This window comes from Methylotenera sp. (assembly GCF_036401095.1).
Taxonomy (GTDB): Bacteria; Pseudomonadota; Gammaproteobacteria; order Burkholderiales; family Methylophilaceae; genus Methylotenera.
In genome coordinates, this window is record NZ_DASWWA010000024.1 from 34,308 (window position 1) to 47,657 (window position 13,350).

A 13,350-nucleotide genomic window follows, 5' to 3' on the forward strand; every position below is an offset into this window, starting at 1 on the left:
GGCATGCAGTTTATGCAAAAATTTGATGTAAAACATACAAGGCCACACACAATCAGTTAAAATAACCGATGAATTTACTCAAGTTATAACCACTTGTAGCTCTACCCAATAATAAATCAGGAATTTACGACATGGCAATTTCAGAACTACTCATTCAAAGCACCTTAAAGCTATGTATAGACCCGAACACGGGCAAAGACTTTGTGAGCAGTAAATCAGCACGAAACATTAAGGTAGACGGCAATGACGTGAGCTTAGATATCGTACTAGGTTACCCTGCAAAATCTTTGCTGGCAGCCATACAAAACCATGTAGCACAAGCATTGTTAGCGATTGAAGGCATAGGTCGCGTTGCTGTAAATGTCAGCAGCAAAATCGTCGCGCATAAAGCGCAGCAAGGTGTGAGCTTGCTGCCAAACGTTAAAAACATTATTGCAGTAGCTTCAGGTAAAGGCGGCGTAGGTAAATCAACCACATCTGTTAACTTGGCGTTAGCGTTAGCCGCAGAAGGCGCAAGCGTTGGCTTGCTGGATGCAGATATTTACGGCCCAAGCCAACCGCAAATGCTAGGCATTAGCGGCCGACCAGAAAGCCTGGACGGTAAAAGCATGGAGCCAATGGAAGCACACGGCATACAGGCCATGTCTATTGGCTTTTTAATCGATACAGACACCCCAATGGTGTGGCGTGGCCCGATGGTGACCGGCGCGTTAGAGCAACTACTACGCGATACTAAATGGCGCGACCTAGACTACCTAGTGATTGACCTACCACCGGGCACTGGTGACATTCAGCTGACATTGTCACAAAAAATTCCTGTTACTGGCGCGATTATCGTTACCACACCGCAAGACATTGCACTACTGGATGCACGTAAAGGCCTCAAAATGTTTGAGAAAGTCAGCATCCCTATTTTAGGCATTGTTGAAAACATGAGCACACACATCTGCTCTAACTGTGGTCACGAAGAGCATATCTTCGGTGCTGGTGGTGGTGAGTTGATGGCAAAAGACTACAACGTAGATCTATTAGGCGCATTACCACTGGATATTGATATCCGTATGCAAGCTGATAGCGGCAAGCCAACGGTGATTGCAAATCCTGATTCTAAAGTGGCCAATATCTACAAAGAAATTGCACGTAAAGCAGCAATTAAGATTGCCAATGCAAGTTTAGATCACAGCGGAAAATTCCCTAATATCGTAATCCAAAATACATAACGATAATTTCAACAAACTTTAAGCGAATACTTGAAGTGTTTTAAATCTTAAAGGGTAGCGTGCGCTACCCTTTAGTTTTTTAGCTGTATGTGTAGATAGATTGAATTAAAACTCAACACCAAAGCTGTATACATCCACACCACATGCTGGTGCAATAAGAGTTGCCGGGATCGCAACGCCATTCAACCAGTTATTCACTGCATCCTGCTTACCAGCACCAGTCACCAAGAAAATCACGCCATTTGTATTATCAAGACGGTTTTGGCTAATGGTCACGCGCTCAGAAGGTGGTTTTGGTGAGTTAAACACAGGCACCGCATCTGCGCTATTATCAACGGCTTGATTTGGGAACAAGCTAGCGGTGTGACCATCTTCGCCCAAGCCTAAAATCACCAAGTCGAACGTGCGTACGCCAGCCAAGGTTTGTGCATAGGCTTTCGCGCCTTCAATATTACCCAACTCAGCAGGGATATCATGAATCTGATTTTGTGGAATCGCCACATGGTTTAACCATGCATCGCGCGCCATTTTGCTATTGCGGTCTACGTGGTCTACAGGCAAGCAGCGGTCATCATTATGGTAAACATGCCAATTAGCCCAGTCTGCATTTTCTTTAGCAAGTAATTGATACACGCTTTTTGGCGTACTGCCACCAGCTAGCACAATTAAAAAGCTACCGTGTTTTTGAATCGCCTCATCTGCAGCCTGCAGAATACGTTTTAATGTCGCCTGATTGATTTCATCTTGCGAATTAAACCGGTACCAACGTGTATGCTGATTATTAGCCAAAGTAAGAGATTTAACTTCAAGTGTTTGTGTGGTTTGCATAAAACAGTGCTGCCTTTTTCGGTATAATTACGTTAATTCATTTAAAGGCGCTATTTTAACCTGAGTGATTCATAAAGTTGCGAAATTATGAATCAATCTAGCGAATGTAAAATAGCCGCAGTATTTACAAAAACCTATTTAAGAAAGTTTGAAATAATGGCAAAAAAAATAGATCCTTGTACCTTGGTGCTGTTTGGCGCGAGCGGTAACCTATCTCGCATCAAACTAATGCCTGGTTTGTTTCGCCTAGATGCAGCTGGTCGCCTACCAGAACACATGGTGATTCTTTCAGTTGGCCGCGGTGAAGTAAGTCGCGAAGACTGGCAAGCCGATGTTAAAGGTATGTTGGATGCCAAATTCAAAAACGGTTACGACCAAAAAGTGTTCGAGCGTTTTATCGCACGTAACCACTACCACTCAAACCCACCAACAGACCCAGATGCAATGAACAAACTGCGCGAAAGATTGGCAGATGAGTCTGTATACCCACAAAACCTGGCTTACTTCTTATCAGTACGCCCTACTGACTTTGCACCGATTGTTGCACAACTGGCAGGACTTGGCTTGGTTGATGAAAGCAAATACTGGCGCCGTGTGTTGATTGAGAAACCATTTGGTACAGACTTGCCAAGCGCACAAGCATTGCAAGCTGAGCTGACTAAATACCTAAAAGAAAGCCAAATCTACCGTATTGACCATTACTTAGGTAAATCTGCATTGCAAAACGTAATGCTAACGCGCTTTGCTAACGCAATGTTCGAGCCGCTATGGAATAACGAACACATCGATCACGTACAAATCACCAACAACGAAACGCTAGGCGTTGGCGATCGCACCACATTCTACGATGCAACTGGCGCCCTACGCGACATGGTACAAAGTCACTTGCTACAAACGCTAGCACTGGTTGCGATGGAAAAACCATCAGACCTTAGCCCAGAAAGCATTCGTGCTGAGAAAATCAAGTTGCTAGAGTCTATTCGCCCGATTCCTGTGAGCGAGCTAAACAAACACGCTTTCCGCGCCCAATACAAAGCTGGCCGCGTAACGGCTGGTGATGGCCATGGTGAGAACGTAACCGGCTACTTGGAAGAGCTAGCACGTGACGGCGTAACAGAAAGCGTCACCGAAACTTATGCCGCACTCAAATTGTTCATCGATAACCCACGCTGGAAAGGCGTGCCATTCTACGTGCGTACTGCTAAACGCATGCACGAAGGCAACACTGCTATTTCTATCCGCTTCAAAAAAGCGCCGATGCAATTGGTAGAAGGCCAACACCAAAACTGGTTAACACTGAACATCCAGCCACGTGAATGTATCAAAATGGAAATCGAATCTAAGATTCCAGGTCTAGACGTTGCAACGCGCACATTAAGCATTGATGCACCACAACGCCAACAAGGTGATGAGACTATCGATTCTTACGAATCTTTAATGCTTAACCTGATGGAAGGTGACCCATCACTTTACCTACACATCAGTGAAGTGGAAGCACAATGGCGCTTGGTTGACCCTGTGGTAAAAGCTTGGATGGCTGATAAATCACCAGTACATCAGTACCCAGCTGGCAGCCGTGACCCACAAGAGTCTAGCGTGATTTTTGAATCTGAAGATCAGTTCTGGCGCTACAGCATTGAGTTAGGTGGCGACAAGCACTAAGCTGCAATTTCATCTATAAAAGCGTTTTAAGAAGCCTCACAACTTATTCAATAAGTGTGGGGCTTTTTTCCGCCTTAAAACTTATAATTTTTCATTGTAATTCAGCGGTTAGGCCTTATAATTCGATTCACTTTAAACCTCTATAAATTTAAACACTTATGAGCATTAAATCAGACAAATGGATTCGCCGTATGGCAGAACAACACGGCATGATAGAGCCATTTGAGCCTAATCAAGTCAAAATGAATGCGGCGGGCGAACGCATGGTGTCTTATGGCACATCTAGCTATGGCTACGACATTCGCTGCTCAAGAGAATTTAAGTTATTTACCAACCTCAACAGCACTATTGTGGATCCAAAAAACTTTGATCCAAATTCATTTGTTGAAGTAAACGCAGACTACTGCATTATTCCACCAAACTCATTTGCGCTGGCACGTACAGTGGAGTACTTCCGTATCCCACGCAACGTGCTTACCGTATGCCTAGGTAAATCCACCTACGCACGCTGCGGCATTATCGTGAACGTAACCCCATTTGAACCAGAGTGGGAAGGCTATGTCACATTAGAGTTCAGCAATACCACACCGTTACCAGCTAAGATTTACGCAAATGAAGGTTGCGCGCAAGTGCTGTTCTTCGAGGCCGACGCAGACGATATTTGCGAAACCAGCTACAAAGACCGTGGCGGTAAGTACCAAGGTCAAGTTGGCGTGACTTTACCAAAAATCTAACACTAGCGCTTTTAGGCATCGGCTTTCAAACACCTGGCGAGAAGCAGCTAACCTAAGCGTATTACAAAGATAGATGTAAGAGTAAGCGACTGCGCCACAGTAAAGAACGTGTGCAAAATCGCCCTCACCATATAATTTAAAGGCATTTGAATGAAATTTCGTTTCCCTGTCATTATCATCGACGAAGACTTCCGCTCAGAAAACTCATCAGGCTTAGGTATTCGCGTACTGGCTAAAGCTATTGAAGAAGAAGGCACAGAAGTGCTGGGTGTTACCAGCTATGGCGACCTTACTTCATTTGCACAACAGCAAAGCCGTGCCTCAGCCTTCATTCTATCGATTGATGATGAAGAGTTTATCGAAGAAAAACCAGAAGCGATTGAGCAACTGCGCAAGTTTGTAGCAGAAATACGCCACCGCAACGAAGAAATTCCTATTTTCCTGCACGGTGAAACACGCACCTCACGCCACATCCCGAACGATGTACTACGCGAACTGCATGGCTTTATTCACATGAATGAAGATACGCCAGAGTTTGTAGCACGCTTGATTATCCGTGAAGCTAAAGCCTATTTAGACAGCCTGCCACCGCCTTTCTTTAAAGCGTTGACGCATTATGCGGCTGATGGCTCTTACTCATGGCACTGCCCTGGCCACTCAGGTGGTGTAGCGTTTTTGAAATCACCGGTTGGGCAAATGTTCCACCAGTTCTTTGGCGAGAACATGCTGCGTGCAGACGTTTGTAACGCGGTAGATGAGCTTGGTCAACTACTTGATCATACAGGCCCGGTAGCGGCTTCTGAGCGTAATGCAGCACGTATTTACAATTGCGATCACTTGTACTTTGTGACCAACGGTACTTCTACCTCCAACAAAATGGTGTGGAACTCTACCGTAGCGCCAGGTGACGTGGTGGTGGTAGACCGTAACTGCCATAAATCAGTATTGCACTCCATTATTATGACAGGCGCAATCCCGGTATTCCTGATGCCTACGCGTAACCATTTCGGCATTATCGGCCCAATCCCAAAAAGTGAATTCTCTTGGGAAAATATTCAGAAAAAAATTGACCGCAACCCGTTTGCAACCGACAAAACAGTGAAACCGCGTGTACTTACTATCACGCAATCAACCTATGACGGCGTGCTATACAACGTAGAAGAAATCAAAGAAATGCTGGATGGCAAGATAGACACCCTGCACTTTGACGAAGCTTGGTTGCCACACGCTACATTCCATGACTTCTATGGTGATTACCACGCGATTGGCGCAGATCGCCCGCGTTGTAAAGAGTCTATGGTGTTTTCAACACAATCAACCCACAAACTGCTAGCAGGCTTATCACAAGCCTCGCAGATTCTGGTGCAAGATGCAGAAAACAATCAACTGGACCGTGACGTATTCAACGAAGCATACCTCATGCACACCTCTACCAGCCCACAGTATTCAATTGTGGCGAGTATTGACGTTGCTGCAGCCATGATGGAAGCACCAGGCGGCACCGCATTGGTAGAAGAATCTATTATGGAAGCTCTGGATTTCCGCCGCGCCATGCGTAAGGTGGATGAAGAATGGGGCACCGATTGGTGGTTCAAGGTTTGGGGTCCAAACGACCTTTCAGAAGAAGGCATTGAAGAGCGCGATGCATGGATGCTAAAAGCCAACGAAGGCTGGCACGGTTTTGGTAACCTGGCAGAAGGCTTTAACATGCTGGACCCGATCAAAGCCACTATCATCACCCCGGGCTTGGATATTCATGGTGACTTCTCTGACGAGTTCGGCATCCCTGCTGCAATCGTTACTAAGTACCTTGCTGAACACGGCGTGATTGTTGAAAAAACCGGTTTGTACTCGTTCTTTATCATGTTCACCATCGGCATTACCAAAGGCCGCTGGAACACTATGGTAGCTGCGTTACAACAGTTCAAAGACGATTACGACAAAAACCAGCCATTATGGAAAGTTTTGCCTGAGTTCGTACAAAAAAATCCACGTTACGAGCGCCTAGGTCTACGCGACTTATGTGCACAGATTCACGGTGTATATAAAGCCAACGACGTGGCACGCTTGACGACAGAAATGTACCTGTCAGACATGGTACCGGCGATGAAGCCAACTGATGCATTTGCAAAAATGGCGCATCGCAAGATTGACCGTGTGGCGATTGATGAGCTTGAAGGCCGCATTACTGCAGTGTTGCTAACACCTTACCCACCAGGCATTCCGCTATTGATTCCAGGCGAGCGCTTTAACAAAATCATTGTGAATTACCTGAAGTTCGCACGTGAGTTTAACGAACGCTTCCCAGGCTTTGAAACCGACGTGCACGGCTTAGTGAAACAAGTGATTGATGGTAAAGCGACTTACTACGTAGATTGCGTAGCGCAGTAACAAGCCCCTGCGCCACAAACAACTGACAGTGAAAGGTAAGCGCTTCCAGTATGCCGTGCTCAGTAACACATACGGAGCACGGCAAGCGAGTGCGCCCTACGCGGCTGCGGGTGAGCTGCGAGCCTGATGGGTTGTAGGCATTCAAGAAATTTAAAATAGCTTGTTGGGTAGTCATTGAAAATCTCCAAATTAGCAGATAATTATTGATCAAACTCAACTGTCACGATGTAGGCACTTCGTTTGTAAGGCCAGCTCTTAGCATCAAGAATGTCTTTAATCAATTGAATAATTTCTTCTTTACGAATTTGTAAATCTAGTGGAATTGTTAACTGTTTAATTTTCAACAGCAAATTTTGACCTGTTGAAAAATCACCACTATATTCAGGCTCACATTGGAAATTAATTACTTCTCCGTTCCAACTCAATACATACCACTCTGTACGAGGCACGCCTTGGTGTGCCCCTCCACCGTGTCTAGTCATCACAAGGAATATATTTCTTTCAAATTCAACCGTCCATTTATAGAGAGTTGGTTTTGAACCATCTCTATTAGTCTCAACTGGAAAAGTAAATTTGTCTTTTTGTTCTTCTGGAATAATTTCGTTTAGGAATGCCATTTTCCTCTCCAAATAATTTCTATAATGTAGCAGCCCACGTAGGGCACACTCGCTTACAGTGCGCCGCATCTGCATAATAATTGGTTATTTTTTGGTAAGGCTTCAGGCAACTGACAATAGAGGACTCGTTCAGAGCTGGAGTGGGGGTAAGTGCTGGGATAGTTGCCAAAGGTTAGTCTAAGCACTGGTTTCATCTGTAGTGCCCCCCATTTCTGTATCTGAAAGATATTCAATAAGGAAAGCCTGATTAAGTGCACATGAGGTGGCGATTAATCAGAGTAAAAACTCTAGCTCTACTGCTTAAGAAGTTGATTACTTGCGTACATGAGTAGCATAACTAAAGTTCAAACCTTTTTCAGAGGTATGTGCTTCACGTTCAGTTTCTTGCCATTCGGTAGAAACTAATTTGGGGAAAAACGCATCGCCTGTTACGTCCAGCTCAATTTCAGTGATATATAGCTTATGTGCGAGCTTAAGGCCGGCTTGATACAGCTCTGCGCCACCAATTAAGAATACTTCATCATCGTTTTCACATAAGGCGATAGCGGCTTCTAGTGAATTAGCAACCAGCGCGCCCTCTACCTTGTAGTTTTCATTACGCGTCACTATGACGGTTGTGCGGCCTGGCAGCAGGCGACCAAGCGAATCGTAGGTCTTGCGACCCATAATGATATGATGCCCCATGGTTAGGGCTTTAAAACGCTTTAAATCCTCAGGCAGGTGCCAAGGCAAGGTGTTGTTGACACCGATAACACCATCATGCGCAACTGCAACAATTATTGATAACTGCGTCATTAAACAGCCACCAAACCTTTAATTGCTGGATGCGGGTCGTAGCCTTCTAATGTGAAGTCTTCAAATTTAAAACCGAAGATATCTTTTACTTCAGGGTTGATGCGCATGGTTGGCAATGGGCGCGGATCACGCTTTAGCTGCTCGTGCATTTGCTCAAAATGATTCGAATAGATGTGCGCATCACCTAGGGTATGCACAAAGTCACCTAACCTCAAATTACATACCTGTGCCACCATCATGGTAAGCAAAGCATATGAGGCAATATTGAACGGCACGCCAAGGAAGATATCAGCACTGCGCTGATAAAGCTGGCAGCTTAGTTTTGAGCGTTGGTCAGCGTCATCTGGTGCGGCCGGAGCTACATAAAACTGGAAGAATGCATGACAAGGCGGTAGTTTCATCTGGTCAACATCCGCTACGTTCCATGCTGATACGATTAAACGGCGTGAATCCGGGTTGTTCTTAATCGCATTCACCACCTGCGTAATCTGGTCGATATGTGTACCATCAGGCTTAGTCCAGTTGCGCCATTGGTAGCCGTATACAGGGCCTAGGTTGCCATTTTCATCTGCCCATTCATCCCAGATGCGTACGCCATTTTCTTTTAAATATGCAATATTGGTGCTGCCTTGCAAGAACCATAGCAGCTCATGAATGATAGATTTTAAATGTACTTTTTTAGTGGTAAGTAAGGGGAAGCCCTCTGCCAAATTAAAGCGCATTTGGTAGCCAAATACAGAAACTGTACCGGTGCCGGTGCGGTCTTCTTTTTTGTTGCCATGGTTGAGCACGTGTTGCACTAAGTCTATGTATTGTTTCATTCTTAACTTACCACCCAAGCTATCGTCATGTTTGTCCCAATTAAAAACTTATTACTTTTATTGCCTTCAGCCGTATGGCGATTTAAGGCATTAGCTCATTAAACAAATAACCACATTCATACATGCTGAATGTGGCCATTTATTTAAGTGTTGTTAGCGATAAAGGTTTTGATGTCTGCTGCACTAGCATCCATCACAGTAAATTTCTGCGGTAAAGACTCAATACCATTTAATGCTGCTGGACGCTCAGGAGCGTGACCTAAGGATTCAACGATTGCATCTTCAAACTTTGCCGGCAATGCAGTCTCTAACACCACCATTGGTGTGTTTGCATCTAAATGCTCCAACGCAACTTTTAAGCCGTCTGCGGTATGCGTGTCAATCACCACATCGTATTTAGCTTGAGTGTCGCGTATGGTTTGCATACGATGCGCATGATTACTGCTGCCAGATACAAAGCCATAATCCGCAATTTTTGCGAAATAGCCGTCCGCATTCAAATCAAAGCTGTTACCAGCATCAACTTTAGCCCACAGTGCACGTGTTTTATCGCTATCACGACCAACTAAGTCAAACACAAAGCGCTCAAAGTTAGAGGCTTTGCTGATGTCCATTGAAGGGCTGGAGGTATGGTAGGTTTTCGCTGAACCACGTGGGCTATATACGCCAGTTTTGAAGAACTCGTCTAATACATCGTTCTCATTGGTTGCTACAACGAGCTTATCAACCGGCAAGCCCATCATGCGTGCAATGTGCCCCGCACATACGTTACCAAAGTTGCCAGATGGTACAGAGAAGCTAACTTTTTGGCTGTTATTCTCAGTTACAGCAAAGTAGCCTTTAAAGTAATAAACAACCTGCGCCACAATGCGGCCCCAGTTAATAGAGTTTACTGCGCCAATTTTATATTCAGACTTAAACGTAGCATCGTTAGATACAGCCTTCACCATATCCTGGCAATCATCAAATACACCATTCACTGCAATATTGTAGATATTGTCATCTTGCAGGCTGAACATTTGCGCAGTTTGGAAACGGCTCATTTTCTTATGCGGTGACAGCATAAATACACGAATGCCTTTTTTACCGCGCATCGCGTATTCAGCAGCAGAACCAGTGTCACCAGAAGTTGCACCTAAAATATTGGTGGTTTTGCCTTCTTTCGTCAGCACATATTCAAACAAGTTGCCTAGCAACTGCATAGCCATATCTTTAAATGCTAATGTAGGGCCATTAGAGAGGCTTAGCAGGTATAGGTTATCTTCTAGCTTTAAAGTTGGCGTAATGTCAGCAGCATTCTGCCCAGTGCGGGTAAATGCATACACATCAGCGCGGTAAGTTTTATCAATAATCGCTTTTAAGTCTGCGGCAGGAATATCATCTACAAAGCGTGACAAGATGGCGAACGCCAAGTCTACATAAGACAAACCACGCATCGCGGTTAAATCAGCATCTGTGAATTGCGGATAGGTTTCTGGCAGATACAAACCACCGTCTGGCGCTAAACCACCCAATAAAATTTGGCTAAAACTTAAAGCAGGCGATTGCCCGCGTGTTGATATGTATTTCATTTAATCTCTCATACGTCCGCCACCCAGCTTGTGATGGATGACGGCTTAGTCATTATTTTGCAAGTTCTTCCATACGAATACGCACGACTTTAGCTGTGATTGCTTCAAGTGCTTCGATAGCGGCAATCGCTGCATTCATATTTTTCTCCACGGTGATATGCGTCAAAATCACGATATCCGCTTCGGTTTCCTTCTCATCCGGCTCTTTTTGCAGCATTGCATCGATTGAGATACTGCGGTCACCTAAGATTTTAGTCACATCAGCCAATACGCCAGGTTTGTCGCTCGCGCGTAAACGCAGATAATAAGCGCTTTGTACTTCATCAATAGGTAAAATTGCCAAGTCTTGCACTTGCTCTGGCTGGAACGCTAGGTAAGGCACACGCTGCGCGCTTGTTGCATCGATTAAACGTGCAACATCCATCAAATCTGCCACCACAGCACTTGCTGTTGGCTCTGCACCCGCACCAGCACCGTAGTATAGCGTTGGACCAACTGCATCGCCCTTCACTACTACCGCGTTCATGGCGCCATTCACGTTAGCTACTAAGCGTTTCTCTGGAATTAAAGTCGGGTGTACACGTAGCTCAACACCATTATCGTTACGCTTAGTAATACCAAGCAACTTCACGCGGTAGCCTAATTCTTCAGCGTACTTAATATCTACCTGCTCTAATTTGGTAATGCCTTCCGTATAAGCCTGCTCAAACTTCATCGGCATGCCAAAAGCGATTGCAGACATAATGGTCAATTTGTGCGCGGCATCAATACCTTCTACGTCAAAAGTCGGGTCAGCTTCGGCATAACCTAAACGCTGCGCTTCACCTAATACGTCGGCAAAGTTCAGGCCTTTTTCACGCATCTCGGTTAGGATAAAGTTAGTGGTGCCATTGATAATACCAGCCACCCACTCAACACGGTTGGCGCCCAAACCTTCACGCAAGGCTTTAATAATCGGGATGCCACCGGCAACCGCCGCTTCAAAAGCCACAATCACGTTGTTTACTTTTGCTGCTGCAAAAATCTCATTACCGTGCAAAGCAATCAGTGCCTTATTTGCTGTCACTACATGTTTTTTATTGGCAATCGCTTTTAACACGAGCTCGCGGCTTAATGTGTAGCCGCCAATCAACTCAACAACAACATCTACCGCTGGGTTATTTACCACAGCAAATGCATCATCAGTCACATCTGCATCCACAGCCAGTGCTTTTGCATTGGCTAAACTTCGATCTGCAACTTGCACTACATTAATTGCCACACCGGTACGGCGTGTAATTTCAGATGCATTGCGTTTTAAAACTGTATAAGTACCACCACCTACTGTGCCTAAGCCCAATATCCCAACATTTAACTGTTTCAAGCTTTTGCTCCATCTAATTTTGATTCATGCTTTTTTCTGTAATTTTCTAAGAACCTAGCAATACGTTTAATCGCCTCAGTCAAGTCATCCACATTTGGTAAGAACACCACGCGGAAATGATCTGGTGTTTTCCAATTAAAACCAGTACCTTGCACTAGTAACACTTTTTCTTCCAACAACAAATCGAGGATAAACTTTTGGTCATCTTCAATCGGATACACTTTTGGGTCTAACTTCGGAAACAGATACATTGCAGCCTGCGGCTTAGTACAGGTTACACCTGGAATTGCAGTAAGCAGTTCATAAGCAATATCACGCTGTTTGCATAAGCGTCCATCCGGCGCGACTAAATCTTCAATACTTTGGTAGCCACCTAATGCGGTTTGAATCGCTAACTGGCCTGGCACATTGGCACACAAACGCATAGAGGCAAGCATATTCAAGCCTTCAATGTAGTCTAACGCGTGCTTTTTCTCGCCACTGAGAATCATCCAGCCGGCGCGGTAGCCGCAAGTACGGTAGTTTTTTGATAAACCGTTGAAGGTCACGAACAGCACATCATCAGCCAGTGAAGCAATCGAGGTATGCTCATTGCCATCGTATAAAACTTTATCGTAAATTTCGTCGGCAAAAATCACCAAGCCGTGACGACGAGCAATATCAACGATGCCTTCCAAAATTTCTTGTGAGTAGAGCGCGCCCGTCGGGTTATTGGGGTTAATCACTACAATACCGCGCGTATTGGCAGTAATTTTAGATTCGATATCTTTAAGATTTGGCATCCAGCCAGATTCTTCGTCACACAGGTAGTGACGTGCGGTACCGCCAGCCAAGGTAACTGCTGCTGTCCATAGTGGATAATCCGGCATTGGCACCAGCACTTGGTCGCCGTTGTTCAATAAACCTTGCATCGACATCACGATAAGCTCAGACACACCATTACCGATAAAAATATCGTCAACCGTTACGCCTTTGATATGCTTACTTTGTGTGTAATGCATAATAGATTTACGTGGCTCAAACAGGCCTTTACTATCCGTGTAGCCACCCGCTTTGGCCATGTTACGAATCACATCTTGCTGGATTTCTTCAGGCACTTCGAACCCGAACGCCGCAGGATTGCCAATATTAAGCTTGATGATATGATGGCCGTCTTCTTCCATCTCGCGTGCACGCTGTAACACAGGGCCGCGAATGTCGTAGCAGACATTGTTAAGTTTATTAGATTTATGTAAAGGCTGCATAATGCGTGAATTCGTGCTTAAAAAAGCTTATTAGTGAAAGGCATTAGTTTACATTAGAATGAGGCTTTGATTCAATTAAGCCTCAGAGATTAAAGGCAAAAATC

The 13,350-nt window shown here is 44.9% G+C and carries 11 protein-coding genes; 4 read left to right on the forward strand and 7 right to left on the reverse strand.

The features are described from left to right. Positions 1–131 precede the first annotated feature (131 nt). Positions 132–1,220 carry an iron-sulfur cluster carrier protein ApbC gene (gene apbC / locus VGD82_RS11970; protein ID WP_331020615.1) on the forward strand — a complete coding sequence of 363 codons (1,089 nt, stop codon included), beginning with the start codon at positions 132–134 and terminating at the stop codon, positions 1,218–1,220. Positions 1,221–1,325: 105 nt separating this feature from the next. Here the strand turns inward: apbC and pgl are convergent, their stop codons facing one another. Next, positions 1,326–2,048, reverse strand: a complete 723-nt coding sequence (gene pgl, locus VGD82_RS11975; protein ID WP_331020616.1) for a 6-phosphogluconolactonase — start codon at positions 2,046–2,048, stop codon at positions 1,326–1,328. A gap of 156 nt (positions 2,049–2,204) precedes the next feature. On the opposite strand from pgl, the gene zwf reads away from it, so the two are divergent. The 3 genes from zwf to VGD82_RS11990 all read left to right on the forward strand — a co-directional run bounded on the left by zwf (position 2,205) and on the right by VGD82_RS11990 (position 6,835). After that, the gene (zwf, locus tag VGD82_RS11980; RefSeq protein ID WP_331020617.1) at positions 2,205–3,710 is read left to right on the forward strand and encodes a glucose-6-phosphate dehydrogenase; all 1,506 of its coding nucleotides are present in this window, start codon (positions 2,205–2,207) and stop codon (positions 3,708–3,710) included. A 158-nt stretch (positions 3,711–3,868) separates the two neighbouring features. Continuing rightward, positions 3,869–4,444 carry a dCTP deaminase gene (gene dcd, locus VGD82_RS11985; protein WP_331020618.1) on the forward strand — a complete coding sequence of 192 codons (576 nt, stop codon included), beginning with the start codon at positions 3,869–3,871 and terminating at the stop codon, positions 4,442–4,444. A gap of 150 nt (positions 4,445–4,594) precedes the next feature. Further along, positions 4,595–6,835, forward strand: a complete 2,241-nt coding sequence (locus VGD82_RS11990; protein WP_331020619.1) for an arginine/lysine/ornithine decarboxylase — start codon at positions 4,595–4,597, stop codon at positions 6,833–6,835. Between the two features lie 200 nt (positions 6,836–7,035). Here VGD82_RS11990 and VGD82_RS11995 read toward each other — a convergent pair whose 3' ends face one another. The 6 genes from VGD82_RS11995 to VGD82_RS12020 form a co-directional block, all read right to left on the reverse strand. Beyond that, complete coding sequence (locus tag VGD82_RS11995; RefSeq protein WP_331020620.1) at positions 7,036–7,452, reverse strand: hypothetical protein; 417 nt, start codon at positions 7,450–7,452, stop codon at positions 7,036–7,038. 312 nt (positions 7,453–7,764) lie between these two features. Continuing rightward, entirely contained in the window at positions 7,765–8,247 is a 483-nt protein-coding gene (locus tag VGD82_RS12000; RefSeq protein ID WP_331020621.1) for a dihydrofolate reductase, read from the reverse strand. Beyond that, complete coding sequence (locus VGD82_RS12005; RefSeq protein WP_331020622.1) at positions 8,247–9,068, reverse strand: thymidylate synthase; 822 nt, start codon at positions 9,066–9,068, stop codon at positions 8,247–8,249. The genes VGD82_RS12000 and VGD82_RS12005 overlap by 1 nt, the downstream gene beginning before the upstream one ends. 143 nt (positions 9,069–9,211) lie before the next feature. After that, a complete protein-coding gene (thrC, locus tag VGD82_RS12010) occupies positions 9,212–10,639 on the reverse strand; it encodes a threonine synthase (protein WP_331020623.1) in 1,428 nt (475 codons plus the stop codon). Between the two features lie 52 nt (positions 10,640–10,691). After that, positions 10,692–12,002 (reverse strand): homoserine dehydrogenase, encoded by a 1,311-nt coding sequence (locus VGD82_RS12015; protein ID WP_331020624.1) that lies wholly within the window; start codon positions 12,000–12,002, stop codon positions 10,692–10,694. Next, positions 11,999–13,246, reverse strand: coding sequence for a pyridoxal phosphate-dependent aminotransferase (locus tag VGD82_RS12020; protein WP_294838891.1), 1,248 nt, complete (start codon positions 13,244–13,246; stop codon positions 11,999–12,001). Before VGD82_RS12020 ends, VGD82_RS12015 begins: the two co-directional genes overlap by 4 nt. Positions 13,247–13,350 lie beyond the last annotated feature (104 nt).